Annotated in this window: 29 protein-coding genes; 12 read left to right on the plus strand and 17 right to left on the minus strand. The window is 36.6% G+C overall.

Annotation, left to right across the window (positions count from 1 at the left end):
* The coding region (locus HPY60_09930; GenBank protein ID NPV51496.1) for an ATP-binding cassette domain-containing protein at positions 1-1,082 on the minus strand (1,082 nt) is incomplete at its 3' end.
* Positions 1,075-2,001 (minus strand): energy-coupling factor transporter transmembrane protein EcfT, encoded by a 927-nt coding sequence (locus HPY60_09935; GenBank protein ID NPV51497.1) that lies wholly within the window; start codon positions 1,999-2,001, stop codon positions 1,075-1,077. The genes HPY60_09930 and HPY60_09935, both read right to left, overlap by 8 nt.
* A gap of 120 nt (positions 2,002-2,121) precedes the next feature.
* Between HPY60_09935 and HPY60_09940 the strand changes: the two genes are divergently transcribed.
* From HPY60_09940 to HPY60_09955, 4 genes are all read left to right on the plus strand, one after another.
* On the plus strand, positions 2,122-3,087 hold the full coding sequence (locus tag HPY60_09940) for a DUF4430 domain-containing protein (protein NPV51498.1): 966 nt from the start codon (positions 2,122-2,124) through the stop codon (positions 3,085-3,087).
* Positions 3,088-3,096: 9 nt separating this feature from the next.
* Complete coding sequence (locus HPY60_09945; GenBank protein NPV51499.1) at positions 3,097-6,060, plus strand: hypothetical protein; 2,964 nt, start codon at positions 3,097-3,099, stop codon at positions 6,058-6,060.
* Positions 6,061-6,125: 65 nt separating this feature from the next.
* A complete protein-coding gene (locus HPY60_09950; protein NPV51500.1) occupies positions 6,126-6,728 on the plus strand; it encodes a hypothetical protein in 603 nt (200 codons plus the stop codon).
* 69 nt (positions 6,729-6,797) lie between these two features.
* Complete coding sequence (locus HPY60_09955; GenBank protein NPV51501.1) at positions 6,798-8,180, plus strand: FAD-dependent oxidoreductase; 1,383 nt, start codon at positions 6,798-6,800, stop codon at positions 8,178-8,180.
* Between the two features lie 7 nt (positions 8,181-8,187).
* Here HPY60_09955 and HPY60_09960 read toward each other — a convergent pair whose 3' ends face one another.
* A complete protein-coding gene (locus tag HPY60_09960; GenBank protein ID NPV51502.1) occupies positions 8,188-8,499 on the minus strand; it encodes a PadR family transcriptional regulator in 312 nt (103 codons plus the stop codon).
* 106 nt (positions 8,500-8,605) lie between these two features.
* On the opposite strand from HPY60_09960, the gene HPY60_09965 reads away from it, so the two are divergent.
* Both HPY60_09965 and HPY60_09970 read left to right on the plus strand, forming a co-directional pair.
* On the plus strand, positions 8,606-8,797 hold the full coding sequence (locus tag HPY60_09965; protein ID NPV51503.1) for a DUF5320 domain-containing protein: 192 nt from the start codon (positions 8,606-8,608) through the stop codon (positions 8,795-8,797).
* A gap of 153 nt (positions 8,798-8,950) precedes the next feature.
* The gene (locus HPY60_09970; protein ID NPV51504.1) at positions 8,951-10,405 is read left to right on the plus strand and encodes a glycine--tRNA ligase; all 1,455 of its coding nucleotides are present in this window, start codon (positions 8,951-8,953) and stop codon (positions 10,403-10,405) included.
* Positions 10,406-10,410: 5 nt separating this feature from the next.
* Here the strand turns inward: HPY60_09970 and HPY60_09975 are convergent, their stop codons facing one another.
* From HPY60_09975 to HPY60_09985, 3 genes are read right to left on the minus strand one after another with little or no spacing between them, the layout of a single operon-like run.
* Entirely contained in the window at positions 10,411-10,824 is a 414-nt protein-coding gene (locus HPY60_09975) for a DUF3830 family protein (protein ID NPV51505.1), read from the minus strand.
* Positions 10,825-10,876: 52 nt separating this feature from the next.
* Positions 10,877-11,326 carry a hypothetical protein gene (locus tag HPY60_09980; protein NPV51506.1) on the minus strand — a complete coding sequence of 150 codons (450 nt, stop codon included), beginning with the start codon at positions 11,324-11,326 and terminating at the stop codon, positions 10,877-10,879.
* A 31-nt stretch (positions 11,327-11,357) separates the two neighbouring features.
* Positions 11,358-13,967: an alanine--tRNA ligase gene (locus HPY60_09985; GenBank protein ID NPV51507.1), complete on the minus strand. Its 2,610-nt coding sequence runs from the start codon at positions 13,965-13,967 to the stop codon at positions 11,358-11,360.
* 72 nt (positions 13,968-14,039) lie between these two features.
* Here HPY60_09985 and HPY60_09990 point away from each other — a divergent pair, with 72 nt between their 5' ends.
* Positions 14,040-15,131, plus strand: coding sequence for an aminopeptidase P family protein (locus HPY60_09990; protein NPV51508.1), 1,092 nt, complete (start codon positions 14,040-14,042; stop codon positions 15,129-15,131).
* Here the strand turns inward: HPY60_09990 and HPY60_09995 are convergent.
* From HPY60_09995 to HPY60_10015, 5 genes are read right to left on the minus strand one after another with little or no spacing between them, the layout of a single operon-like run.
* Positions 15,124-15,606, minus strand: coding sequence for a hypothetical protein (locus HPY60_09995; GenBank protein NPV51509.1), 483 nt, complete (start codon positions 15,604-15,606; stop codon positions 15,124-15,126). The two genes, HPY60_09990 and HPY60_09995, sit on opposite strands and share 8 nt — an antisense overlap.
* On the minus strand, positions 15,590-15,856 hold the full coding sequence (locus tag HPY60_10000; GenBank protein NPV51510.1) for a metallophosphoesterase: 267 nt from the start codon (positions 15,854-15,856) through the stop codon (positions 15,590-15,592). Before HPY60_10000 ends, HPY60_09995 begins: the two co-directional genes overlap by 17 nt.
* The gene (locus HPY60_10005; protein ID NPV51511.1) at positions 15,853-16,323 is read right to left on the minus strand and encodes a small multi-drug export protein; all 471 of its coding nucleotides are present in this window, start codon (positions 16,321-16,323) and stop codon (positions 15,853-15,855) included. Before HPY60_10005 ends, HPY60_10000 begins: the two co-directional genes overlap by 4 nt.
* A gap of 1 nt (position 16,324) precedes the next feature.
* Positions 16,325-18,220, minus strand: a complete 1,896-nt coding sequence (locus HPY60_10010) for a fibronectin-binding domain-containing protein (protein ID NPV51512.1) — start codon at positions 18,218-18,220, stop codon at positions 16,325-16,327.
* A 37-nt stretch (positions 18,221-18,257) separates the two neighbouring features.
* Positions 18,258-18,635, minus strand: a complete 378-nt coding sequence (locus HPY60_10015; protein ID NPV51513.1) for a hypothetical protein — start codon at positions 18,633-18,635, stop codon at positions 18,258-18,260.
* 450 nt (positions 18,636-19,085) lie between these two features.
* Here HPY60_10015 and HPY60_10020 point away from each other — a divergent pair, with 450 nt between their 5' ends.
* Positions 19,086-20,732 carry a pyruvate/oxaloacetate carboxyltransferase gene (locus HPY60_10020; GenBank protein ID NPV51514.1) on the plus strand — a complete coding sequence of 549 codons (1,647 nt, stop codon included), beginning with the start codon at positions 19,086-19,088 and terminating at the stop codon, positions 20,730-20,732.
* 24 nt (positions 20,733-20,756) lie between these two features.
* Here HPY60_10020 and HPY60_10025 read toward each other — a convergent pair whose 3' ends face one another.
* Positions 20,757-21,476 carry a hypothetical protein gene (locus HPY60_10025; protein NPV51515.1) on the minus strand — a complete coding sequence of 240 codons (720 nt, stop codon included), beginning with the start codon at positions 21,474-21,476 and terminating at the stop codon, positions 20,757-20,759.
* A gap of 99 nt (positions 21,477-21,575) precedes the next feature.
* Here HPY60_10025 and HPY60_10030 point away from each other — a divergent pair, with 99 nt between their 5' ends.
* Genes HPY60_10030 through HPY60_10040 form a run of 3 tightly spaced genes read left to right on the plus strand, consistent with a single transcriptional unit; the run spans position 21,576 to position 22,983 of the window.
* Complete coding sequence (locus HPY60_10030; protein NPV51516.1) at positions 21,576-21,866, plus strand: hypothetical protein; 291 nt, start codon at positions 21,576-21,578, stop codon at positions 21,864-21,866.
* Positions 21,867-22,244, plus strand: a complete 378-nt coding sequence (locus HPY60_10035) for a hypothetical protein (GenBank protein ID NPV51517.1) — start codon at positions 21,867-21,869, stop codon at positions 22,242-22,244.
* Positions 22,234-22,983 (plus strand): coenzyme F420-0:L-glutamate ligase, encoded by a 750-nt coding sequence (locus HPY60_10040; protein NPV51518.1) that lies wholly within the window; start codon positions 22,234-22,236, stop codon positions 22,981-22,983. The genes HPY60_10035 and HPY60_10040 overlap by 11 nt, the downstream gene beginning before the upstream one ends.
* Here HPY60_10040 and HPY60_10045 read toward each other — a convergent pair.
* Genes HPY60_10045 through HPY60_10060 form a run of 4 tightly spaced genes read right to left on the minus strand, consistent with a single transcriptional unit; the run spans position 22,980 to position 25,255 of the window.
* Complete coding sequence (locus HPY60_10045; GenBank protein ID NPV51519.1) at positions 22,980-23,231, minus strand: hypothetical protein; 252 nt, start codon at positions 23,229-23,231, stop codon at positions 22,980-22,982. The genes HPY60_10040 and HPY60_10045 overlap by 4 nt on opposite strands.
* A gap of 43 nt (positions 23,232-23,274) precedes the next feature.
* On the minus strand, positions 23,275-24,090 hold the full coding sequence (locus tag HPY60_10050) for a metal ABC transporter permease (GenBank protein ID NPV51520.1): 816 nt from the start codon (positions 24,088-24,090) through the stop codon (positions 23,275-23,277).
* Entirely contained in the window at positions 24,084-24,824 is a 741-nt protein-coding gene (locus tag HPY60_10055) for a metal ABC transporter ATP-binding protein (GenBank protein NPV51521.1), read from the minus strand. The genes HPY60_10050 and HPY60_10055 overlap by 7 nt, the downstream gene beginning before the upstream one ends.
* A complete protein-coding gene (locus HPY60_10060; GenBank protein ID NPV51522.1) occupies positions 24,809-25,255 on the minus strand; it encodes a formylmethanofuran dehydrogenase in 447 nt (148 codons plus the stop codon). Before HPY60_10060 ends, HPY60_10055 begins: the two co-directional genes overlap by 16 nt.
* Before the next feature lie 126 nt (positions 25,256-25,381).
* Here HPY60_10060 and HPY60_10065 point away from each other — a divergent pair, with 126 nt between their 5' ends.
* Positions 25,382-25,681, plus strand: coding sequence for a hypothetical protein (locus HPY60_10065; GenBank protein ID NPV51523.1), 300 nt, complete (start codon positions 25,382-25,384; stop codon positions 25,679-25,681).
* A gap of 5 nt (positions 25,682-25,686) precedes the next feature.
* On the opposite strand, the gene HPY60_10070 is transcribed toward HPY60_10065, so the two are convergent.
* Positions 25,687-25,960, minus strand: a 274-nt coding sequence (locus HPY60_10070) for a thymidylate kinase (protein ID NPV51524.1), incomplete at its 5' end; no start/stop codon positions are given.

Below are 25,960 nucleotides of genomic sequence, written 5' to 3' on the forward strand. Positions count from 1 at the left end.
TCATTGATCTTTTTGCCAAAAAGAAGTACCTTCCCTTTTCTTGGTTTTACTAAACCGTTCATAAGCTTCACAAGGGTTGTCTTCCCGCTTGCATTCTTTCCCATGAGGGCTATCATGTCGCCCTGATAAACATTTAAAGAGATATCCTTCAGGACATCCTTTTCGCCATCGTATGAAAAGAACACTTTGTCCATAGAAATAGTAACTTTATCTGAACTTTTTTTCTTATCCCATGAAAATTTATTTTTTGGATTGCTTAGTACATCTCTTAGAGAAAATCTTGCTTCCTTGACTGTCAAGGGTATGCCATTATTTGCTATTTTGTCCTGGAAATGTAATGAGAGTCTTGTCACGGGAGGCAGTCCAACTTTCCAGTTTTCAAAATGCACAGATCTAATCTTCCTTGGACTACCATCATAGATAAGTTTCCCGCCATCGATCATTAACATTCTGTCAACGTGATGTATTACCCTCTCAAGCCTGTGCTCTACCAAAAGAATTGTGAGTCCAAGCTCATCATTAATTTTTTCTATGACGTTTAGGACACTCTCTGCACTTCTTGGATCAAGTTCAGATGTTGGCTCATCGAGGAGCAGTATGTCGGGGTGTGTTGCAAGTGCAGAAGCTATAGCTACCTTCTGCTTCTGACCTCCAGATAGCTCAGAAGTTGTCCTGTTTCTAAGCCTTGAGATGTTTACTGCATCAAGCGCCTCCTCAATTCTTTTTTTCATTAGTTCATTTGAAAAGCACAAATTTTCCATGCCGAAGGCAATTTCTCTTTCGACTTGATTTGAGATTAGTTGATTCTCTGGGTCTTGGAATACCATTCCTACTAGCTCTGACATCTCATTTGTAGGGGTTTCTGAAGCATTCTTGCCCTGCACTAGAACCTCACCACTTATTTTTCCCCCATAAAAATTTGGTATTAGGCCATTTATAGCCCTCAAGAATGTTGATTTCCCCCCACCGGAGGGCCCGGTAATAACGAGGAACTCACCCTCTCCTATCCTAACGTTGATTTTATCAAGTGACGGCGTAACACAATCAGGGTAATAAAAAGAAAAATCTTTGAATTTAATCATATGTCATCAGTCCTTTTATTTTAAGTAATGGCAACAAGAAAACCTGGAATAGGAGGATGGAAATAATATAGTATGCCTCAGAGTCTGATTTTATCAGAGGGTCAATTCTCTGGTAGAACTTAAAGACGCCAATCCCTTGCGATACCATGTATAGCGAGATAATGAGTGGTGCAATTGATACAACTATCAGGAAAATATCTGAGGCTGAAATTTTAGTATCCTTATAGAAGCTTCTCTTTTCATACCTTCCAAATCCACGTGACTCCATTGCTTCAGCAATCTGGACACTCCGATCAAGGCTCTTTGAAAGTAATGGGAAGAAGACGGCACCATATTTTTTTATCCTCTCTTTAAGAGTTCCTTTGGAAAAGTCAACGCCCCTTGACCTCTGGGCTTCCTGGACATTCTTCAGATCAGAAAACAATACGGGGACAAATTTTGTTGAAAGGGAAGTTACAACAACTGACCTATACGGGAGCCTTAGTTTTGTTACAGCACACAAAAGATCATCTGGGTCAGTTGTGAGATTTAGAACGGCAAATGCCCCCAAGATAGCAGCTATCCTTATGCACATGGTAAGTGAAAATGCAAGCTCTTCGAGTGTAATATTTAGCATGCCAAAAATTGGGATCCTAAATGGCAACTGCCACAATACCGTCTCTCCGTTTGCATTTACGATGAGATTAAATAGAATAACAAAAGGTATGAAGAAAACAACTAGCTTCATGACTCGTGCCCACTCTATAAATATTTTTGAGATTAGAGCCATGAAAAATGAAGATAAAAATATGACAAATAGTATTATAGGGTGCTCAAAGATTATGGAGATTAAGAGAATGGAAAGAAGCCACGATATTTTAAGAAACGGAGACGCATCGTGGAACAATGATCTCTTTCTTTTATAGGTAAGCTCGAGCATTTAATCCCTGGATGGTCTAGCCATCCGTATTATTTAACGTTTTCTAGTCAGCAATCCGAAAGTTATATATATGGATGGTGTGACCATCCATATAACAATATTTAACCGGAGGAAAATAAAATGGAAGGGATAAAGTTTAGAAATTTCTACGTGCTATTTATATTTCTGATATTATTGGTGCAGTTGCCCTCTCTATTGATTGCAGAGAGCATAGGTAACGTTCCATCTTCATTTTCAAATGGCACAGTTTTTGTGACAGGAAAGGACGCAAATTCACTAGATCTCCTAACAAGGGACACAGTTTCTAAGAGTTTCAAAGAAATGGGCGTTCTAAGCACGAACTCCTTGGACTTTGAAGCGCCGTCGAACAAATCTCTAGTAGTTATAGGTGGCCCAGCGATAAACTCAAAGACAAAGGAACTGAACGATGTTTTTGGAGTGAAGTATGAGGAAACTCAAGATAGAATTTTAATTACTGCCAAGGACATTACCCTCTCAAAGCCAAAGATAGGCTCTGGAGAGGACATAGGCGTTATTTATTTTGGAAAATTCAATAACACAAATATTTTGATGTTATGGGGTGCCTCAAGGGAAGGGACCTTTGCAGCAGGCCTTATACTTGAAGACCCGACAAACTTACAGAAATACGGGAACTCTCAGTTTTTACTATTAAAATGGAAGGATAATAACGGCGACCTATTCGTACAAAAAGACGAGATAAGTATCACTTCAGAAGCTCCTGCGACTTCAGATTCTACAACTACTACAGAAAATAAGGACAGCGTTAATGTTTACATTGCTGCTGACTTTGGTAGTGGATACACAAAAGAATGGAAGGAAGTTAAAGTTCCAAAGGATTCCACAATCTTTGATGCTATGAAAGCTTCTGGGATGAAGTTTGACTACAACATCCAGTCACTTGGTGTTTTTGTAACTTCAATTGAAGGGCTTGCTGAAAACAGGTCAACTGGAAAGTACTGGCAGTATTGGATTAACGGGGACTACTCTCAGCTTGGTATTTCCAATATCAAAGTGGCCAAAGGCATGAAAGTTGAATGGAAATACACAGATGCATTCCAAAGTTAAGGTGGGTATATGAAAAAAATTATTTCTATTTTTTTATTGATAGTATTTGTATTATCTGTTATACCAAACTACTCCGCACAGGAACTTCCGGGGAGAGACTTCTTTATTGATGAAAAGGGAAATCCCCAAGCATTGATAGTATTGAGTGAAGCTGCGACTGCAAAGGACATACAGAAGGTAGCAGAAGTTGTAACAAAACTTACAAATGAAACTTATTACAGTGTTACTGGAACAGACGAAAAGATAATCTGGGAATCGGGTAACTTTACTGAAGATGATCATGACAATGTTGCTCTTGGTTACACTGGTGTAAAATCAAATATAGATTGGAGCTACAATTGGAGGAGATTCACTACACCTGCCTATTTCTTCTCTCATGGCGGTAATCCTTCACCCCCATATCCATTCTGCCCATTTTATGTGGAAAGTGTGGAGGCTTTGTTTGATGGGGATAGAAACACTAGGATTGTAGGCAGAAACACCATCGATTTTTGGTATGATTGGCCTTATTCAAAAGAAATTATTGTGAAGTTTAACAATTACAAAGATATAACAGATGTTAACTTTACTTTTGAAAATATCACAGACTACAATGTTTACTATCTAAGTAGTTACTGCCCAAATAGCTTCTTATCTTGGGGATCGCCTACAAATCCTTATGGTAACTGGCAACTCCTACCTGTAACAGGTGGATGGCCACGAGCTGGCTCTGCAACTAAAGTCACAGATTCCTTTAGCTTGACGCAATCTGTAAAAACAAATGCTTTACTAATTGTAATGGATCCTACAACAGGCACACCTCCAAATATGGCGTTTCCTCATTCCCTATATGAATTTGAAGTAAAAGGAAAGTCATTTTCTGTTCTTTATGGAAACAGTTATTATATTGACTTTACATGGGCTGACAAAACTCTTGGTCAAGATAAAAATCTATTGAAAAATTTGGACTACTGGATTGAAGATATTAAACAAACTTTGCCAGGAGATTTTATCGAGACTTCTGGGAAGAGTTATTCCGCTCAGACTTCAAGTTATAATCTACTCGATCGGCAGATAAATCTCCTAAGGATGTACAAGTATAACGAAGATGAAACTTTTCCAGATAAAGCCGTAGGCAGGATATTTTATGGAACTCCAAGAACCTGGGAAAATGAAGAATTTAAAGTTGGAGAAACAAAGACATACGGCAAATACAAAGTAAAACTTGTAGATATTAACTGGGACAAGAGCCAGACTACAGTTAACTTTGACCATAAGTTGGGAAGGTATTACCTTGGCGAACAGAAAGCCACTATTGAAGTTACTGATCCAGAGGGTATTGTAAAAAGACATATTATGAAAATAGATTGTTGTAGTAATACGCTTGCCGAATTATTCGCTTTCTCGGATGCTGATTCTTTGAATGCTAGAGAAGCCCTATGTAAACTAAAAAGTGAAGGTGAATGCTGTGATCTAATTCTTTTAGAACACCATTCAAAGATGGACGAATCATTTTTGGATCCTTTGTATAGCTATAATACTTGGAGTGGTCCAAATAAACAGGCACTTCACTTTGGGTCAGGATCTACGGGATTTTACTGGATATACGGATACGGATTTGATTATAGTGCAGCAGTAAGTTATCCTACGTTAATATTTAATGGAGATAAAAACAGAGCACTCCAAATATCGGGAGGGTCAGTAGAAGATTATTATAATGTTTTCAAAAATGCATATGAAAATAATTCAAGTAGATGTTGCGATGCAGAAATAGTAATCAACACAAATTTTGATCCAGAAAGATTTACAACTATTAAAGACAGAGAAACTCTTGTATCCGTCAGATTAAACAGAGATTTCCCCAATTCTGATCTGTATTTGAATGTCTGGGGAATAAGATGTGATTCTGGATGCGCTCTGGCTTCCGATGATTTTTATTGGGATGCTTCGAGTATTGACTTAACAAAAAGGTATCAAAATATTACAAAATACAAAATCGAATGTGGAAATGCTGGTACGGAGCCAACATACAGGGACTTAAAAAAAGGAGATGTATACAGAGAAGAAATTGATATGTGTGGATATCCCAACTCAAATTATTGTGGAGTAGTTGCATACTTACAAGATGCTAAAACAGGACAAATCTATGCTTCTTCAGTTAGATTGTTTACTGCCGGGAATTATCAAAATGCAGCGCCAGATATTACCTCTACAAATTGTCAATGCGTTATAGAATATAACAAAGACTTAGACTGTGATAATTACCAAGAAGAAGTAGAGTTCGCCATACAAGGAGGAGATATAGCATTTGTTGGTATGGAAAAGGATCTTGAGAAGAACATTGATGGCAACGTGAAAGAACATATGATTGCAAAGTTTAACATATACACACTAATGGATTATGGCTGCATAGATGATTGTGAATGTGGGTATATTGCAAATGATGGATCTAAGTGGAGATTGAACTTTTTAATGAATGATCCAAACGTATACAGCCCATGGGTTGATAGATGCGACAGCTGTAGAAAAGAGTTAAGATCAATTAAAATTGAGCTCTGTGACCCAATACCATTTGATTGCCTTAAGGAAGGCACAGTATTTTGGGGCCCAGACAGATACTTTAGAGTCTATGTTGAAGACTACGATGAAGAAAAATACTATGTGAAATACAAGATCCAGAGGGTTGACCTAGTTCCAAAGAAAGAAACAGTCAATGTCAAAGTAGAACCAACTAACTTGATAAGGACAGATAAACAGATTACTGCTTCAGACAGAGCAAAGTACAACATGATCCTAATTGGAAACAAAGACAATAACGAAGAAATAAAGAGGATTTATGATATCGGGAACTACATTGACACAGACTCGGAAGGCATGATATACCTAAAGGACATCTACGGCAAAAAAGACATACTAGTACTAAACGCAACTAACGTGTCAGACCTAAACGAACCTATAAAACAGCTTTCATATCTTCTTGATATGATACTATAATTTATTTTTTCTTTTTCTATTTATCAAACAAAAGTAATATATATTAACATCTCAAATTGATTGATATGTTTGAAAGGAGAACTATTCCGCAAGCAAACTTTACCAATGCAGACATACTCATAGTGCTAAAGATAATTGAAAAAGAGGAAAGCATAGGAAGAAAACTCCTTTCAAAGAGAATCTTTCTAAATGAGGCCAGTATCAGGTCAATTCTTACAAAACTAAAGGACTCAGACTACATTAGCTCTTCAAGGCTTGGGCACAAGCTCACGACAAAGGGCAGGAATTTCCTTGAAAAGTCTGTCCAGTTTGAAGTTCCAGAGAAAATCAAAGCAGAAGAACTTACACTAAACCCTCAAAATTTTGGGACCATCATAAAAGGTGCATCAACAAAGATAAAAGACGGCATGGACCAGAGGGACAGCGCAGTATTTGGGGGCGCTAGGTCTGCAATCACTTTGATATTTAGAGACAATCACTTTACACTTCCGGAAACAAGACCTGAGATAAAGATCCCAACGATAAAACTAAATTTAAGTAGGGCCTTAGAAACAGAGCTTCATGACAAATTTGGCCCTAAAAATAACGACATAGTCATTATATCAAGTGCTGAAGATGAAGAACGGTCCTTTAGAGGACTAGTTCATGTTATCGATTCTTTTATTTAAATTATAGGGATAACTTTTATATTTCAAAATTTAAATCATACTTCATAATATTTCTAAGATGAGTTAGTTATGAAGAAAAAACTTGTGATTATTGGGGCTGGGCCTGCAGGTTTGCCAGTCGCATCTCAAGTTAGAAAAGAAACTAAAGATATTGATATCACTGTTATTACAGATAGGAATTATTACTCATACAGTCCTTGTGGGATACCATTTGTTGTTTCAGGGATGATCAAATCATTTGACAATCTTATAATGAGAAGCCCTCAACATTACAGAGATATGAATATTTCTATAAAAACTAACACCCATGCCGATAGCATAGACACTGAAAAACAAATTGTATTTACAAACAAAGGGAATTATGATTATGATATTTTAGTAATTGCGACGGGAGTAAAGCCTTTCGTCCCAAATATAGCGGGGATTGAACTGAAAGGGATTTATTTCATGTATTCTCTCGAAGAGGCCATAGAAATTGAGAGGGCACTAAAAAATTCAAACTCCATAACAATAGTTGGCGGTGGAGCAATAGGGCTTGAAATGGCTTATGCCTTTAAGAAAAGAAACAAGGACGTCATAGTTATAGAAAGAAGCTCCCAGATAATGGGTTCGATTCTAGACCCCGATATGGCTTTGATTGTTGAGGAATATCTAATCTCTAACGGCGTTACGTTACTTAAGGACACTGAAGTACTTAAATTTGAAAGTGATGATGGAAAAGTTTCTAAAGTCATTACAAGTGAAGGAGAAATTAAAACAGATATGGTCTTAGTTTCTGTTGGCGTAAGGCCTAACGTTGAAATGGCAATTAACTCTGGTATAGAGAGGGGCGTTACTGGAGGTCTTATTACAGATGCTTGCCTTAGAGTAAGGAAGAATGGGGCATTTTTGACAAATGTATTTGCATGTGGAAATTGTATTGAAGTTATCGATGGTGTTTCTTTCAGGCCTACTTTGAGTGCACTAGGTTCAACTGCGGTAAGACAGGCTCTGACAGTTGCAGAAAATATACTGGGAACTAATACAGTTTATACCCCTATTGTAAGCCCAGGCGTGGCAATCATAGGGGAGTTAGAAATAGGGGCAGTTGGAGTAAACTCTAAAAGAGCCATTCAAAACGGCATATTCCCTAGAGAATCAATGGCAAAGGGACTTACAAGAGCAAGGTACTTCCCCAAGGGCGAAATAATCACTGTTAAAATATTGGTAGATAAAAACTTTAGATTAATTGGATCCCAGATAATCTCAAAAGAAGGCGTTAAGGGAAGAATTGACTCAATGTCGTTTATGATTTCAAGAGGCGTTACAGCACACCAGCTTGCTTTAATAGAAACATCTTATGTTCCCCCGATATCAAGTGTTATAGATCCACTTACAATTGCTGCACGAAAGTTAATTGGTATAACTAGGGACAAATTTACACTGCCAGAATCGATGGACAATACAACATGACCATTGGTTATTCTTGACTATTTAGGTAATTACGCATTTCCTCTAAATCATGAAACGTTTTGAAAAAATTATCAATTCTTAAAATGAGTTCCTTTTGACCTTTTTCTGTAAGGGAGTATCGTTTTTCTTCATCGTCAATAATTAGCTCTTTGTCTTTTAGCTTTTTTAAAACAGGATAAATTGTACCGGGGCTGAATCTCCTACCTTTTCTTTTTTCGATTTCGTCTGTTATTTCGGAACCGTTCATCTTTGTACTTCGTAGTATCCATAAGATCAAAAATGAAAGGAATCCCTTACCGTGATGCTTGTGATCTCCCATGTTTATGAAATTCCTAGGAAGTATTAAAATATATCGGTTAACCGAAAGATTTTTAAATAAATATCGGATATACGATATCGTAGAACCGATATAGGAGGTGATAAGGATGTGGAAACATGAAAGAATGGAACATGGTCCAAGAATTGGGCATATGAAAAATGAACAAAGCTCTCATCGCAGAAGGCACTTCTACACAAAGCAGGAAAGAATAGAAATGCTTGAAGAATACAAGGTCTGGCTTGACAAAGAAAAGCAAGGTGTTGAAGAAAGAATTGAAGAACTAAAAAAGGCTTTGTAAATTATTTTATTTTTTAAATAAACTATTCTAATCTGAGGATTTTAGATTAGCTTTTTTTGTATTTTAATTTAATATTTGATTAGTAAAAGGTAGATAACTACAAAAAATTTATAAGTCATCTTCGCTGTTCTTTGCTAAAGCAGAGGTAGTTACATGAAATCTGATGAGATAATGGACATTGCATTGAGAAGGGGTTTTATCTTTCCATCTTCTGAAATTTATGGCGGTATTTCCGGTTTTTATGATTATGGTCATCTTGGTACCCTTATGAGAAGGAAATGGGAGAATGCATGGAGAAGGCATTACCTTGGATTAAATCCAAACTTTTTTGAAATTGACGCGACTAATATAATGCCAAAGAACGTTTTTGTAGGGTCAGGTCACCTTGAAAACTTTAATGATCCTTTGACTGAATGTGAAAAGTGTCATTCAAGATTTAGGGCAGATCACCTTGTAGAGGAGTTCCTTGAAAGAAGTGCAGAAGGGATGTCTGCAGATGAGATGTCAGAATTACTAAAAGAAAGTGGTATAACTTGTCCAAAGTGTGGTGGGCATCTTCTAGAAGTGAAGATGTTCAACATGATGTTTGAAATATCAGTTGGTGCAACTGGAGAGTCCGAAATTGCATATCTTAGGCCAGAAACTGCACAGGGAGCATTTTTAGCCTTCAAGAGGAGCTTTAACACTCTAAGAGGAAAACTTCCTATGGGTCTTGCAATTATAGGGAGGGCCTACAGGAATGAGATATCCCCAAGACAGGGATTCTACAGATTAAGGGAATTCAATCAAGCAGAACTACAAGTATTCTTTGATCCAGATAATATAGAAGATCATCCCGATTTTGATTCCATTAAGGACGTAAAACTAAGGATGTTCCCATTGCAGAACAGGGCCACCGGCGAAGTTGATGAAATAACTGCATCAGATCTTCAAAAGAACTTTGGTATCCCCAAGTTTTACATTTACCATCTTGCAAAGATCCAGGAGTTTTACCTTGATAAGATGAAGTTCCCAAAGGAACTATTTAGATTCAGGGAACTTTCTGCAGATGAAAGAGCATTTTATAACAAGATCCACTGGGACGTTGAAGTTTATACAGAATCACTTGGCGGCTATAAAGAAATGGGGGGTCTCCATTACAGGACCGACCATGACCTTGGAGGCCACCAGAATGCAAGTGGGGAAAGGCTTGATGTAAACGTTGATGGTAAGAAGTTTATACCCCACGTTCTTGAGCTCTCATTTGGTGTTGACAGGAACTTCTGGACCTTACTTGACGTATTCTATAAAGATGAAGGGGACAGAAAAGTCATATCACTCCCCAAGGAAGTTGCACCCTTTAGAGCAGGAATATTCCCATTGCAAAAGAAAGGAGATCTTGAGAAGGTTGCAAAGAGTGTCTATGACAGTCTATCCGAGTGCTACGACGTTTTCTATGATGATTCAGGTTCGATTGGTAGGAGATACAGGAGACAAGATGAAATAGGAACTCCTTTTGGCATCACTATCGACTTCCAGACATTAGAGGACAACACCGTTACTATCAGAGAAAGAGACTCAATGGACCAGCACAGGGTAAAGATTGAAGACATCTGGAAAAATATTTAATTTTTTTATATCTTTTCAAATACTATATCCTGGGCTCCTTCCCATAGTACTTTTCTACCCAATTCAGGCAATTTTTCTATACCTTCTGTAATTGTGATAAAATGATTTCCCGCAAGCTGCCCCATCTTGCTTGAAAAACATGTGCTTCCATATGGGAGCAAAATCTCTGTCTCGCTTATCCCCCCTGGATAAAGAAGAATTTCTCCCTTTGAAGGATGGCTTGTGTGATTTTCATATCCAATGCCTAGATCAAAATCACCAAGAGGTATCCATACAGCCTCGCCACTCCATCTGACATGGATTATTTTGTTTTTGAATGGTAAGAGTTTAAGAAATGCAGAACAAGTTTTTGGTGCATTTTCTTCTTCTAATCTTGCTTTAAAAATAAATCCGCCCGCAGTAATTTTTAGATTAGTCATCTAAATCATCATAGATAAGTTTTAATTAAAATATAAAAACTTTCGCAAATAACTAAGAATCGGTGTAGGATATTGTTGCAACTGCTTGCCCTCTTGAAGTATGGCCTATGAATACAAAGCTATGAGTGGTGCCAGTGCTGTGATTAGTCGATCTTTTTAAAACAAAAGTTATATTGGCCCCAGCATTGACGCTTCGAGGCAGTGTAGGTTGAATCGATTCCCAATTATTCTGGCCATCTATAATAAAATCTTGAATTCCACGAAACTCTAAAGTTCCAGAAGATGATGCGTTTTTCAAAGTCACATAATAAGAGGTACCATCGTCAGTTATGCTAACTAAGTCAAGTCTTAGTGAGATTGAAACACCGGCTTGTTGCTCCACTCCCTTTTGAACCTGAGTTTGAAAGCTCCTAAACCATACCCAATAAGAGCTAACTGAGGCAACGGCAACTGCAACAAGTAACATTGTAGCAACAACTGGCGAAACTGCTTTTCTATTCATAAAATAAAAGAGAGAAGAATATATTAAAAATCTATCCTTTTACTCCTTGGGCAAAGTCATCTTTTCCGCCACCCTTGCCGTACTTCTTAATAAGTTCACAGGCTTTATGGCCACTTTCAATGGCAATCTTACCGCATGATACAACAATATTACCGTCATTATTGGTCAATACGATTACCTTATTATCACCTGAAAGCTCTCTTGCAATTTTTCTCATTTCATCTGGGGAGGTATCAACATTTTCTTCCATGAACAAAACTCCATCAGATTCTATGAAATTACATTCAAGACCTTCTTTCTTCAAGCAAGACATCTCTGCTTTAAGTCTTTCAATCTCTTTTCCTCTGCCCTTCCATTCGTTGAAAAATCTCTTTCCTGTATCGAGAAGTTTATCCTTTTCAACCTTAAATACATCCGATAAATCCCTTAAGAGAATAGACTCTTCCTGAATTGCCTCGAGTGCTTTGACTCCTGCACAGAATTCAAGCCTTACTACACCATCTTGGATCTTACTCTGCTTCAAAATCTTGATTGGCCCAATCTGTCCAGTAAAATCAGCGTGAGTTCCTCCGCAAGCCTCTACATCAAGCCCTTTGACATTTACTACCCTAAGCTTCTTTCCTGGAACGGCTCCACCCTGGTATAGTCTGAATCCATATTTCTTTTCAGCTTCGGCCCTTGGGAAAAATCCTTTTTCTATTGTTAGGTTTTTCAAGACTATTTCATTAGAAATTCTCTCAATTTTGAAAAGATCATCGCTATCGATAAGTTTGTAATGGGTTATGTCAAGCCTTGCTTTTTCTTCAGTTTTCTCTGCACCTGCTTGCCATATGTGGTTACCCAATATCTGCCTGCTGACGCCGTTTATTATATGGGTTGCTGTGTGGTGTCTTGTTAGGTTTAGTCTTCTTTCCTCATCTACTACGCCTTTTACGGTGTCACCTTTCTTGAAGTTGATCTTTTCCATTATGTGGAGTATAACATTTCCAGAGACTTTGGTGTATGAAACAGGACAGTCATTGAGAAAACCTCTGTCCCCTTCCTGACCGCCGCTTTCTGGATAAAATGCAGTCTTATCAAGTATTGCAATATTTTCAGAAACATCAAGTACTTTGGCAGAGAATTTTGTAACACCGTCATAGTAAAGTCTTTCTGTGTCTGGCATGTCATAGTGAATTTCTTTTTCAGCATCTAATGATTCCTTCTTCTCGTGCCTTTCAGTTACACGTTTGTAAAAGTCCTTTGGTGGTTTTACCCCCATAACTTCTGGCGTGATGCCGTGTGAATCGTATAGTTCGATTAGCTTTTCCTCTGTAAGATCTTCACCTTTTTCAGTAAGTCTTTCAACTATCCTTCTAGACTTATCTTTTGTATTGTCAAATTTCTCCATTTCATAGGATATTATTTGACATATATCGTCAATGTTCTCTTTTAGTTCCGGGTACTGTGGCATGAGGTACTTTGCATGCTCTTCAATTACCTTCTGAAGCTCAATGTCCCATGAAAAACCTTCAATGAAAGACAGGGCCCTCCTCAAGATTACCCTTAAGTTGTATCCCCCGCCGACATTAGAAGGTAGGGCGCCGTCAGATAGGGCAAATAATAATGATCGAGAATGATCTCCTATAGAGTATATGGCTTGCAAGGGTAAGACCTGTTCTTTTAGATACTCTTTGTCAGATGAAAGTTTCTTTGCTATATTATCCCAGACTTTTTCAATATCCTCAACTTCATCCATGTTTAGCATTCCGGAATACGGTATGAAGCCCTTCAAAAATTCCTTGTCCGGTGTTATGCCAGTTCTTCTGTAGAGGTGATCGCATACTGTCGGAAAAACAGTCTCGTAACCTATTGGATTTGCAAGTGAAAACCATGAGAATCGTTCTTGACCTGCGCCCATGTCCAATACCTTAAGGTCAAGCTCCTTGCCACCTGAAGGCGTAGTCTCATATTCGATGTAAACTTGATTACCTAGCTCTAAACCTCTAGAGAAAAATTCCATGCATGGCCCAAAATTTCCTCCGCCTGCCCATGCGTCTTCATGGAATATTAGCTCCTCTGAAGGTATCCCAAGACCTGTCTTTAACCAGTCATATATGTCAGATAGGAATCTATCCTGGGAGAACTCCTTTGGTGGGAAAAAGGCGTGCTGGCCTATCATGACGAAACCGGTATAGTGTCTCAACGTGACACCTACATTGTCAATATCGTTGAATCTAACACAGAACTGTGGAACAAGTAATGGATTTGCAGGTGGCTCTTGTACCCCTTTTACAACATGAGGTTGAAAGTCATAAATTGAAGCCTGGACAAAGTCTGTATCGTCTCTCCATCTAGCAACTACAGGATACCTCTTGATAATTGAGTATCTCTTTTTCTCAAATAGGGATGACATCTCCTTCCATACCTGTATAAAGTCAAGTTTTTTCTTTGCCGGGGAATTTTCAATGAAGGAATATCCCCCTTCGCACTCAGGATCCCCACAAATATCTCTTTCCTTTACTGACCAGAAGTATGTGCCACACTTTTTACACTCCCTTCTAGTAAAACCAAGTGATTTTAATGTATCAACAGCGTAATACTTTTGATAATTTTGACTTGCTTTTTTCTTGAAATCTTTTTTTAGCGTTCTATCGTCCATAATCCCACCAGGACATCACTCTTTTATAGACATCTTATAATTCTATTATATAATTTACTGTTAGTGATTATGATGAAGAATAGAATCGAAAGGCTTTTTGAATATATCGCTAAAGAGAAAAAAAATGTCGATTGCGTCCTTATATCAAGAGCCACATACCCAGATATAAACTTCTTTTATTTCAGTAACGCTTCTGGGGGTCTCTTTGATGGATCCTTCCTAATTTTGTATCCTGATGGAACATCAAAACTATTTACTTCAACAATGGAGAGAGAAGCAGCTGAAAAATCCAAGGGCGACTTTGAAGTATTTGTTTTCAGTTCAAGGGAGGAAAGGATAAAACTTCTCCAAGATCATATTAGAGGCCAGAATCTTGGATTGTCTTTTTCTTCAATAACATACCTTGAAGTGGAGAAGCTAAAGGATTCTTACAGAGGAGAGTTAATAGACATATCAAAAGAGATCAATTTTACAAGGGCAATAAAGGATAAAAAAGAGATTGAAAAAATAAAGAGGGCATCAGAGATAACATCCAAAACATTTAGTGAAGTTCCTGATATGTTAAAAGAAGGCCTAACGGAAAAAGATCTATCCTTCCTGATAGAATTTCAATTAAGGAAAAATGGTGCAGATGCACTTTCCTATGATACTATTGCTGCATTTGGTGCAAATTCTTCTTTGCCTCACTACGAGAGCTCAAATTCTCCCCTAAAGAGAGGAGATTTCGTCCTGCTGGATTTTGCAGGAAAATACAACAGGTACTGTTCTGACATGACAAGGACTTTTTTCTATAGAACGGCAACTAAAGAGCAGAAAAATATTTATGAAACTGTTCTTGAAGCACAGCTTCTAGGTATTGATGAATTAAAACCCGGTGCAATTGCAAAGGATGTCCACAATGCCGTTTCAAATTATATTGATAGTACCAAATATAAAGGGAGATTCATCCACTCACTAGGCCACGGAATAGGTTTAGAGACGCACGATACAATTGGTCTAAACCCTATAAGCGATTACACTATTGAAGAGAATATGGTTTTAACTGTTGAGCCCGGTATATACATACCTGACTTTGGAGGGGTAAGAATAGAAGATACGGTAGTTGTGAGGAAAGGAAATCCAGAGATACTTACTCCTTTCACAAAGGACCTTCTAATTATATAGGCCCGAGAAACTCTGCATTTTTCCTTGGGAATCCAAGTTCCAATATTTTATCCTGGACCTTTTTAATGTCGTAGTCTACAAATCTGACATCAAGAGAATAATCATCTTCATCGAGGATTATATATTTGGCCTTAGAAATCCCATCCCTTGGCTGACCAACACTTCCTACATTGATTATGTACTTTTTTTCAGGATCTAATTTTATTCTGCCCTCTCCAATTGATTCATATTTTGGTATATTGTCTTCAAGATAGTACTTTGCAAGAAGGTGTGTGTGACCAATAAAACATATCTTAGAATCGAATTGGCTAAAGAGATATATTATTTCAATAACACCTTTTCTTGTTATATAGCCACGTACATTGTCAGGAGGGGAAGCGTGAACAAAATAGAAATCCCTGCACTCAAGGGATCTTGGAAGCTTTTCTATGTAGTTTTTCTCTGATTTCCCCAAAATATCAAGGGTCAGCATCATTGCTCTGATGTGCGACCCCGCCTAAATCATTCAATAGCTCCATATCAAATGTTGCAACGTCATGATTTCCAAGGGTTGTGGGTATTTTTTGATCAATAAAGACATTAACTACTTCATTTGGATAGGGCCCATACCCAACTAAATCGCCTGTGCAGATTATCTTGTCAACTGCTTGATTTTCAATGTCTTTTAAGACTTCTAACAATGCTTCAACATTACCGTGGATATCCGACATTACGGCAATCTTCAAAAGAGGCCTCCAAGATAAACCATATTTGATTTTAATCCAAGAGTTATTAAACTTACCAATATTCCCGCGATAGCTGCACCAATAGCTATTACTAAAAAGGACCTTTTTCTTTCTAGCCCAAATAAAAAGGCCAAAAAAGTGCCACTATAGACGCCTGTTCCGGGAATTGGTGCTGCTACAAATATCATGAGTCCAAGTAACTCCCAATCCGAGTACTTCAGGTATTTTTTATGGACTCTTTTTTCCCAGATGAGATAAAGACGATCTATAATTTTTATTTTTCTCACTATTGGGAATATATGATCAAGAGCAAAAAAAAGAGCTGGTATGATCAATATTCCTCCAAGTAAACTCACTAAAAAAACTTTTGTGATGTCAAGGCCCATTATTACTCCAAGAGGTATACTGCCTCTAAGTTCAAGCCATGGGACAATTGATACAAGAAATACGTACAAGTATGGATCCATATTAACTGCCTCTCACATCACATCCGCCTGGCGGAAGTGCCTGAACAATTCCATCTATATCATCCGTCTCTAAAATCTTTGCTAATCTCTTAGCAAAAGACTCCTTCTTATGTTTCCCAGGCATTATTTTTACATTTTTAACTGTATGCTTTTCTATAGGTGCGTCTGGCCCACACATTATTTTCCCATCAGAAGTAATTCCAATTGAAAGTCTTATTGGAACGGATTTAAGATAGTTCCTTTTACCTTTTATTGCAAAAGCACCTTTTTTCAAGTATTCTCCTGAGGGGGCTTCCTTTGTTACTTGTTCTGGGGCAACCCAATAAGCATCACCACCACCGTAACCGTCCTTCCACAGGGAGGAAAAAGAAACTGCAAATATTGCTGCCTCATTTAAAGTTGTTTCGTTTGCCTTGCTTCCTTCCTTTATTATAACATGTGGTGCGCCATATGCGTCTGCATGGAAATAAATGTCACTTGGCTCCATGTATTTTTTTACAATTACTTCGTTAGAAGAAGAGTCTCTCCCCCCAAGAATGATTTTTCCTTCACTTGAGATAAACCATCTAAAGCGTTCATACCACTCTCTTACTTTCTTTTCAATTGCCTTTGGCTTTTCAACTTCTAACTCTCCTTCTTCTTCCTTTAATTCTAATAGTTTGGCCTCTGTGTTGTCCATTGCTATTTTTGCACCATCTATTTTTCTCTTCATCTTTTTTGATTTTTCATAAAATAAATTTGCATTTTCATTGACATCTTTTTTAATTTCTATAGGGAGCGGAATATCAAAGTTAAATGTGATAATCCCTGTTTTGAAATCAACTTCAGAAATCAACTTATTATCCGAAAGTTTTTTCTTAATCTCTTCAAGGGAGTAGTTCTTCTTAGCCTGTTCAATGACCTTTATCGATTCTTCAACTATCAGATATTTTTCGTATGCTAAATCACCCATTTTTTTGTAAAGATCTCTTTCCTCAATATATGAATTATAAAGGTCTTGTTGGGATTTTAACATTCTTTCAAATTTCTGTATCTTCTTTTGATGGCTAGATAACTCTTCCCTCAATATTTCTTCTGATTCTCCTTTTCCATATACTTCGTCAAGGGCTTTAGAAAAAGTTTCGTATCTCTCTTTCTGATATTCTGGGCCATTATATGAAATTAAATCATAAGGAGGTATATCGACTACCTCATCGCCTTTCTTTATTATCATTGGATCTTTATTTAGATTCTCTAATCTGGTCAGGGCTTCTTTTATCTTAATGGCCTCATCTTTTGAGATATCTTTACTAGATTTATCTACCTCTGCCATTAGACATAATTCTTCAGCATAAAGCCCACCTATGTTTAGTTGTGTTGCAAGCCCCCTTACTATTTCTTTTTCTTTAGAAAGTTCAATGATTTCTTCAATACTTAGGTCAAATCCCTTTTTCTTTTCAGGAAATGCATAGATAGACTTTGGGGCAAGCGTTCTGTCCTTCATATATTCTCTTGACAAGATTCCAATGATTACGTTATCTTGATTGGCCAGTATAATATTGCCATCTCTAAACATCTCAACAATTAAAACAAACTTTACAACTGGATTATTGTCCTCATAAAATCCAAATGATAACATCAAAATTCTATCAAAATCACACTGTTCTATTTTAAATAGCCACATAGCTTTCAGGTGCTTTCTTAAAAGCATTGCAAACCATGTCGGATTTTTTGGTGCGGGTTTTGGATAAGATGTAACAAAAACTGCAAGAGGGGGTTTTATGACAAGGTCTTCTCTGCCTCGTCCAAAGAATTTTATCCTTATCTCATTACCTAGTTGGTAGATTTTATCTACCCTCATCCTTTCCAAGTAGGCTAGTTCTTTTGAAATTTCTTTAAGGTCAAAGTTTGAGAACATTAAGAAAAATAAAAAAAAAAGATTTAAAAATATACGCCTATTTATTGCCTAAAAACTCTAGAATTGCTTCAAGCGTAGATTCAGGCTCCACAAAATTTACAAAGTCTGAAACTTCTTCCAATGCTTTTTTTCCTTCGGCCATTACTTCTTTGGGAACCATTACGAACACTGGTATGCTGTGAAGCCTGCAAGCATAAAGCAAATCATTTGGGGAGATCTTTTGATCTGTTAAAGGCAAAAACTTGTGAAGATATCCTACGACTGCACAAATCTTATCGCTTGAATCAATATGTGCAAGGAACTTCCCGTGCCCGTCTAAACCATTTCCCAAAGTCATGGTGTTGTAGCCTTTAGCAATGAAAGAGCTTAATATTTTTGAATCCGTACCTTCCAGATAACCTATTCTTTTTCTCATATCTATACCTCCTAAAATAATATCCATCAAAAAACATAATATGTTTTCATTTGTATATTAAAACTATAAAAAAACTTATTATCCTCTAATATTTATATTTATTTATAGATATATGATTAATTTAGGCCATCTTATTCCTAGTAGACTATTTTAAGTGGCCCTAATAGGAATTTTATGAATATTAGAAAATTAATTTGGGCCATCGACAATTAAGAATAAACAAAAGTAGAATTTAGAATGAATATGACCATTATTGGACAAAAAAAGAAATATAAGTAAATTATTAACAGTAATATTTTTAAATCGTTTCAAATCAGATTATTATAGATACTATGGGGCCCATGAGTATGAAAACTACTTTTAATAAAACGACGGGATTTTAATCCGATTCATAGGCTCTTAAATTGAAGTAAATTTATGATTTTACTTATGTTTTAGGTGGATATTATCATGTCAAAGGTCAAAATAACAGATACAACATTGAGAGATGCTCATCAGTCCCTTATAGCCACAAGGCTTGGAACTGATGATATGTTAGAGATAGTTGGGGAAATGGATAAGGTAGGTTTCCATTCATTTGAAATGTGGGGCGGTGCAACATTTGACTCTGCCCTAAGGTATCTAAATGAAGATCCATGGGAAAGGATCACAAAGTTAAAGGAAGAAGCACCTAAAACACCTTTTCAGATGCTTTTGAGAGGCCAAAATCTTGTTGGCTACAAGCATTACCCAGATGATATCGTCCACAAATTTGTCGAAGCGTCATTTAACAGAGGTATTGATATTTTCAGGATCTTTGATGCACTAAACGACATAAGAAATATGGAAGTGCCTATTGAGGCAATTAAAAAAGTCGGCGGCCATGCACAAGGTGCACTAAGTTACACCATAAGTCCTGTTCACACAATTGAGTATTATATTAAAACAGCCGAAGAGATGATTGCACTTGAAATTGACTCTATCTGTATAAAAGATATGGCCGGTTTAATTAATCCAATGGATGCATATAATCTCGTTAAATCTCTTAAAGAAAATTTCGATCTCCCAGTTTGTTTGCATTCACACTGCACAAGTGGAATGGCACCAACAAGTTACTTCAAAGCAATTGAAGCGGGTGTCGATATAATTGACACTGCAATAGGCCCTTTTTCATTTGGAACAAGTCAGCCTGGTGTCGAAACAATGTATGCAATGCTTGAAAATACAAAATACAAGTCGGACATAGACATAGAAAGAGTATACAAGATTGCAAATTACTTCAAAAAACTAAAAGAAAAATACAAAGGACTTCTTAGTGAAGCTTCACTTACAGTTAACACTCAGATCCTTCATTTCCAGATACCTGGAGGTATGATGTCAAACCTAGTTTCCCAGCTTAAGGAGCAGAATGCAGAAAACAGGCTCGACGACATACTTCTCGAAGTTCCAAAAGTCAGAGAAGAATTGGGATACCCACCACTAGTAACTCCTTTGAGTCAGATAGTTGGGGCTCAGGCCACATTGAATGTACTCTCTGGACAGAGATACAAACTAATTCCAAATGAAGTTAAGAACTATGTCAAAGGACTATATGGAAGACCAGCTGCACCAATTAACAAAGACATACAAAAGATAATAATCGGTGATGAGAAAGTATCCTACGAGAAATCACCAGAATTGAAAAAGCCTTCTTACCAAAAATTCAGGGATGAAGTGAAGGACAAAATCGAAAAGGAAGAGGATGTAATATCCTATGCCTTATTCCCTGAAATAGTTCTAAACTTCTTTGAAACAAGAAAAAATAAAATCTCTAAACCAAAAATTGAACACAAAGAAGTGGAAAAAGCTCCGCCTAAAGAAGTAGCAAAGACCCAGCCAACTAATCAACAGACACAGACTAATGGCGGTGTCGCTTTGAAAGCTCCTTTACCCGGTGCCGTATTAAAGATAGTTGGTGAGATAGGAAAACCTGTAAAGAAAGATTCAGTTCTTTTCATAATCTCTGCAATGAAGATGGAGAATGAGATAGTTGCTCCTGCATCAGGAGTTTTGCAGAAAGTATATGTAAAAGAAGGAGATGTTGTAAAGACAGGGGACGTACTAGCAACTATCGCATAGAATTTTATAAAAAAATAAAAATATTTATTTTGTTTCTTTTAATTCTTTAATAGCTTCTTTAATCAATTCTCTGATTTCTTCGGCACCTTCCTTAGCATTTTGATGAAATTCTTTTAGAGCATCAATATCTGAATCTTTTGAGATATTGGATCTATTAATAGAGATTTCATCAATCTTTTCATCGATTTCTGTTACATCTGCACCTTTAATTTCAAGTCTATTTGATATCTGTTCTAGTTTTTCAAGCCTATTGTCAATTGCCCTTAAGTAGATGTCTTTCTTAACTTCTGTAGTTTCAGCCTTTAATCCAGTTAGATATTCTTTATTGTCCTGAACTGCACTCTTCACTGCTTCGCCCTTTCCTTCAATGTCACTTTCCTTTACTAGCTCCCTAAAGGATTTTATAACTTCTCTGCTTTCTTCAACGAGACTATAGAATTCATTCCTATTAATTGTTTCAGCAGCATTTTTAGCCTCTGAGTCAATATCATTTAGCTTTGCCTTGAGGGCAGTTAATTCACTCGTGCTTATGCCATTCTCTTTGTATAGATCTATTATTCCGTCCATTGACACAATAGCTAGTTCTTTCCTCTGGTGGAAAGTTAGATACCTTGAGTAAAGTAGATCATCAGCCAACTTATCTAAATCTTCTTGTGTTTCAGATAGAATCGCCGGCACTCCAGAGATCAAGAGCAATGATATTACAACAATGCCGATTGCTCCATTTTTTGATATTTTTCCCATTGTACCACCTCTAAGTAACTCTTATAACTATCTGAGGTATAGGGATTCTGCAATATACTGGACTTTTAATGTAATAGAACAAAGGTAGGTTAACCATATATGGAAATAGAGTATAGGGCCAGTAACAAGATAATACTAAGTATACTAGAGTGCATAATAAAAAAATCTTCACCTAATAACAAGGTCCTTAAAACCCATATTATCCAATGTGCTAATCTAAAAGCCGAAATGGCAGAGAGGTATCTTGGGATATTAAAAGATGCAGGATACATTAGTGAAAATGAAGGTAGCTGGGGCAAAAGAAAAATTATCTATTACGAACTTACAGAAAAGGGAATTGAAAGGTACAAATGGTTTTTCCAAATTGATAAAGAATTATATGGTGTCTAAATGGCTGAGAATTTAACTGATTTGATGTACAAAATAATCGAACACATGGAAAAAGAGAGAAAGGTAATTCTTTTTATATCTTTGACTGCTTTAATACTCGTCCCTATTGGCCTTATATTTAACATTATTTCATTTTTATTAATATTCAAAAATTATAGATTAGTCTTCGTTATTGCAAGATTATTAAATCTTGACGGTCAGAGTTTTAGACTGGGACTTGTTATTATAAACATGCTTATAACGGCCGTATTAGTTTTTATAGGGGTAAAAAATATCCAGTTCGTGCGCAGATGGGACAAAAAACTCAAAGAGATTACTGATTTTGAAAAAAAGATTTATGATGAACTGTTCAAAGAGCGTGAAGAAACTGATATCTGAAATAAGGATAATTCCAGTTTTGGATATTCCATTAATTAAGGAACAGGATGACCTTGCCAAAATTGTTTCTGAGAGAATTGAACTTGAAGACAAAGACATTGTTGTGATTTGTGAAACAGTTGTTACTAAGTCTCAAGGAAGAGTTGTCGATCTCAAAAAAATTAATCCAAGTACACGGGCATTAGATATTTCCAAGAAAACTGGAAAAGACCCGCGACTTGTGCAACTTATTCTTGATGAATCAAAAGAAGTTCTAAAGATTGGGGATTCTGTAATTGTAGTTGAAACAAGAGATGGAAACATATGTGCAAGTGCAGGGATAGACGTCTCTAATGTTTGCGGAGATGAATCCGTTGTAGGCCTCCTCCCAAAAGACCCTGATAAAGAGGCAGAAAAAATTAGACAGAAGTTGAAAAAGTTGACTGGTAAAGAAGTTGCAGTAATTATATCAGACACACAAGGAAGGCCATTTAGGAGCGGTGCTATAGGGGTTGCAATAGGCGTTTCAGGCATGAAGCCACTGTGGAAAAGAGCGGGTGAAAAGGATCTATATGGATATGAGTTAAAATCTTCCATAATAGCTACGGCAGATGAAGCTGCTTCTGCTGCATCTCTTCTAATGGGGCAGGCTGATGAAGGTATCCCAATAGTAGTTATTAGGGGTGCAAGGCATCTAAAAGGTGAAGGATCCTCAAAAGAGCTTTTGAGAGAAAAAGAAAAGGACTTATTTAGGCCTTAATATAGAATGTTAATTGGACCTTTTTTTACGTTACCCTCTGGGAATATGATTTTGATTAATCTTTCTTGAACATTAATTTTGTATCCCTTTGGCAAAGTAATATACTTAAATCCAACTACTCCTTGCAAGTTATCCGTTTTAATCATCAATCCTTCGATATTTCTCTCCAAGTAAGTAATCGTCTTCGGGTCTAGTTCTTTTATAATAAAAACTTCTCCTTCGTTTAATACAGATAAAACAATTGTCATGCCACAAATCTATATTACTAAATATAAAAATCTTTGCTAATACCTACCCTTTTCGCCTTTTTGGAGAAATAAGAACTGAAACACCAAATATTGCAGAACAAACTATGGCAATTGAAGACCCTGTGGGTAAATCGAATGTAAACGACATTAACATTCCTAATAGACAAGAAATTACTCCAATTAGGGGAGAGAAGAGTATTATCTTCTTCATATCATATGAAAATTGATATACTGAAGAAGTGGGATTTATCATCAATGCAAATACCAAGAGGCCCCCAACAAGTTTTAGAGAAAACGCTACGGTTAAGCTTGTTAGGAAAAGGATTAGATAATAAAAGGGCTTATCGTTAATCCCTGAAGCTCTTGCAAGTTTTCTATCAAACAGTATGGCATTTATCTCCTTAAAGAACATAATCACAAATAATATTGCAATAACGGTGATTATTAAAAGATAAATAATATCCGCAGTTGTCATTCCCAAGACACTGCCCCATAATATTCTAAGAGCTGTACTTGACATTGCAGTATCTGGTGAAAGATTCAAAAACAATAGCCCTATGGCCATTGACAAAGAAAATATTACTCCAATTACAACATCTGTCTTTAGCTTTGCTTTATCTGCTAAAGGCCCGAGAGCTAGGGAAACAAAAGTGGAAAATAGTAAAGCAAAAATTAAAGGGTCTTTCCTTAAAAAAATACCTAGAGCGGCACCTGCAAACGCTGCATGCGACATTGCAAATCCCAGTGAAGATAGATTCATTCTCACTACAAACGTGCCCATTAAGGAGCAGGTATACCCAGTTAGAACAGCTCCAATAATAGCAAAAAGAAGTATTTTTGTAGAAAATAGTTCTAACATACAATTCCCTTGTATCCCATTTCTAGAAGCTCAGGTTTTAGTATATCTTCTTTGTTGCCATCTGCGACAATTTTTCCATTATCCATCACAATGACCCTGTTGCATGACTTAGGTATTGAAGCTATATCGTGGATAACAATAACAAAGGTCATGCCTTTATTCTTATGAAAGTGAATCAGTTTTTCTGAAACTTCTCTCCTTGCTTCAAAATCAAGATTTGAGAAAGGTTCGTCCATTAGAATTATATCTGGTTCCTTTGCAAGAGCCCTTGCAATCATTACTTTCTGTGCCTGACCCCCAGAAAGTTTTCCTATTGGCCTTTTGGATATGCCATTAATACCCATGTATTCCATCATGCTGTTTGCTATTTCTTTATCTCTTTTAGTAATCGGTTTTAATAATCCAATCTTTCCATATCTCCCCATTAAAACAACATCAGAAACTAAAAAGGGAGTTAGTTCATCAATAGAATAATCCTGGGGAACATAACCAACATATTTTCTTATATCGTTCCCATCTCCTCTCAAAGCTTTTCCCAAAACTTTGACTTCGCCTCTATTTGATTCAAGGAGGCCATTTATAGTTTCAAGTAGAGTAGTTTTCCCCGCACCGTTTGGCCCAATGACAGCAACAAATTCACCTTTTTTGATATGGAGAGTAATACCTTTTAAACAAGGGATTTTTTCTCCTTCATAGGTTGTATCTACACCATTTAGCTCTACTGCCTTGTCCATTTTTGAACCTCAAAAAGTTCATTATAATCCTTTTCCATTATCTGCCCTGCGAGTATTTCTAAATCTTCGTGATCGACTTGATTTCTAATTTTCTCCAAAATATTTTCTTTAGGAATGAGAACAATTCCATCATTGCCTTTATAAAAAACAATCCTTATGGATGATCCGTCAGAAACTTTTAGATTTGCCTTCCCAGTTGTTGCACCAGATGTAAACTGAATCCCATCAATTGTGCAAGATAGAGGTGGCTTTAGGGGCATCGTAATCTCGGCAGCGATCTCAAATGGGGAACTACTAAGTGTTTTTTTTGCGTAGAGGCCCATTTTTGCCCCCAGTACTAAGTAAGGCCCAAGATGCCCATGGAACTCAGAAAGTCTTTTAGATAGTTCATCTGAAGAGATGTTATCAAAATCAATTGTTCGTATCTTCATTATCTCACCATAACACTAATTACTATTTCGTAACACTACTTATAAAAGTTTTGATTAAATAAATTTAAGATTATTAAAAATAATAGATAGATTAAAAAATAATTTCACTTCAAGGTAATTGGTAGTATGGACGTACTCAAGAATATAGTTACATCTCTAGAAGATTTGATATCGGCAATAGAACAAAATGGCCCTTATAAAGAAAGGCAGATTGAATTTACAAAATCAATAGAGGAGGCATGGAAAGTTTACAGTCAAGGAAAAATAGATACAAAAATTGCTGCGCTTCCCAAGGTAATGTATATATATGCTACAGAAGAACTCCCAAAAGAAATTGAAAAGGGCGACCTCTCTAAGGTAATTAGGGATTTGAAGCAGTTTAAGAATACCATGAAGTACGTAATAGAGCCTTCATATAAACAATAAGTATGTTATAAATATTTTATTACTTCCTTATGTATATCCTCTATACTTTTTTCACCGTCTATTTCAATGAATTTATATTTTTTTGATAACTCTTCATATATGCCGAAGACTTTCTTTTGAAAATTAATGTTTTCCTCATAAAGATCTTTTTCTTTTCTTCGTATCATAGCAGATTCAGGATTTACTCTAATATAGAATACAATATCTGGGTCCATTGAATATTTTTCTATTTCTTGGATCCATTTGGGATCAACACCATTTGCACCTTGATACGCCATG

Origin of the sequence: Methanofastidiosum sp., from assembly GCA_013178285.1 — an archaeon.
Classification (GTDB): Archaea; Methanobacteriota_B; Thermococci; order Methanofastidiosales; family Methanofastidiosaceae; genus Methanofastidiosum.

What these genes read in the sequence shown, in the direction of transcription:
- HPY60_09935 (NPV51497.1), bottom strand. Translation starts at nt 2,001, where the DNA reads ATGCTCGAGCTTACCTATAAAAGAAAGAGATCATTGTTCCACGATGCG.
- HPY60_09940 (NPV51498.1), top strand. Translation starts at nt 2,122, where the DNA reads ATGGAAGGGATAAAGTTTAGAAATTTCTACGTGCTATTTATATTTCTG.
- HPY60_09945 (NPV51499.1), top strand. Translation starts at nt 3,097, where the DNA reads ATGAAAAAAATTATTTCTATTTTTTTATTGATAGTATTTGTATTATCT.
- HPY60_09950 (NPV51500.1), top strand. Translation starts at nt 6,126, where the DNA reads ATGTTTGAAAGGAGAACTATTCCGCAAGCAAACTTTACCAATGCAGAC.
- HPY60_09955 (NPV51501.1), top strand. Translation starts at nt 6,798, where the DNA reads ATGAAGAAAAAACTTGTGATTATTGGGGCTGGGCCTGCAGGTTTGCCA.
- HPY60_09960 (NPV51502.1), bottom strand. Translation starts at nt 8,499, where the DNA reads ATGGGAGATCACAAGCATCACGGTAAGGGATTCCTTTCATTTTTGATC.
- HPY60_09965 (NPV51503.1), top strand. Translation starts at nt 8,606, where the DNA reads ATGTGGAAACATGAAAGAATGGAACATGGTCCAAGAATTGGGCATATG.
- HPY60_09970 (NPV51504.1), top strand. Translation starts at nt 8,951, where the DNA reads ATGAAATCTGATGAGATAATGGACATTGCATTGAGAAGGGGTTTTATC.
- HPY60_09975 (NPV51505.1), bottom strand. Translation starts at nt 10,824, where the DNA reads ATGACTAATCTAAAAATTACTGCGGGCGGATTTATTTTTAAAGCAAGA.
- HPY60_09980 (NPV51506.1), bottom strand. Translation starts at nt 11,326, where the DNA reads ATGAATAGAAAAGCAGTTTCGCCAGTTGTTGCTACAATGTTACTTGTT.
- HPY60_09985 (NPV51507.1), bottom strand. Translation starts at nt 13,967, where the DNA reads ATGGACGATAGAACGCTAAAAAAAGATTTCAAGAAAAAAGCAAGTCAA.
- HPY60_09990 (NPV51508.1), top strand. Translation starts at nt 14,040, where the DNA reads ATGAAGAATAGAATCGAAAGGCTTTTTGAATATATCGCTAAAGAGAAA.
- HPY60_09995 (NPV51509.1), bottom strand. Translation starts at nt 15,606, where the DNA reads ATGATGCTGACCCTTGATATTTTGGGGAAATCAGAGAAAAACTACATA.
- HPY60_10005 (NPV51511.1), bottom strand. Translation starts at nt 16,323, where the DNA reads ATGGATCCATACTTGTACGTATTTCTTGTATCAATTGTCCCATGGCTT.
- HPY60_10010 (NPV51512.1), bottom strand. Translation starts at nt 18,220, where the DNA reads ATGTTCTCAAACTTTGACCTTAAAGAAATTTCAAAAGAACTAGCCTAC.
- HPY60_10015 (NPV51513.1), bottom strand. Translation starts at nt 18,635, where the DNA reads ATGAGAAAAAGAATAGGTTATCTGGAAGGTACGGATTCAAAAATATTA.
- HPY60_10020 (NPV51514.1), top strand. Translation starts at nt 19,086, where the DNA reads ATGTCAAAGGTCAAAATAACAGATACAACATTGAGAGATGCTCATCAG.
- HPY60_10025 (NPV51515.1), bottom strand. Translation starts at nt 21,476, where the DNA reads ATGGGAAAAATATCAAAAAATGGAGCAATCGGCATTGTTGTAATATCA.
- HPY60_10030 (NPV51516.1), top strand. Translation starts at nt 21,576, where the DNA reads ATGGAAATAGAGTATAGGGCCAGTAACAAGATAATACTAAGTATACTA.
- HPY60_10035 (NPV51517.1), top strand. Translation starts at nt 21,867, where the DNA reads ATGGCTGAGAATTTAACTGATTTGATGTACAAAATAATCGAACACATG.
- HPY60_10045 (NPV51519.1), bottom strand. Translation starts at nt 23,231, where the DNA reads ATGACAATTGTTTTATCTGTATTAAACGAAGGAGAAGTTTTTATTATA.
- HPY60_10050 (NPV51520.1), bottom strand. Translation starts at nt 24,090, where the DNA reads ATGTTAGAACTATTTTCTACAAAAATACTTCTTTTTGCTATTATTGGA.
- HPY60_10055 (NPV51521.1), bottom strand. Translation starts at nt 24,824, where the DNA reads ATGGACAAGGCAGTAGAGCTAAATGGTGTAGATACAACCTATGAAGGA.
- HPY60_10060 (NPV51522.1), bottom strand. Translation starts at nt 25,255, where the DNA reads ATGAAGATACGAACAATTGATTTTGATAACATCTCTTCAGATGAACTA.
- HPY60_10065 (NPV51523.1), top strand. Translation starts at nt 25,382, where the DNA reads ATGGACGTACTCAAGAATATAGTTACATCTCTAGAAGATTTGATATCG.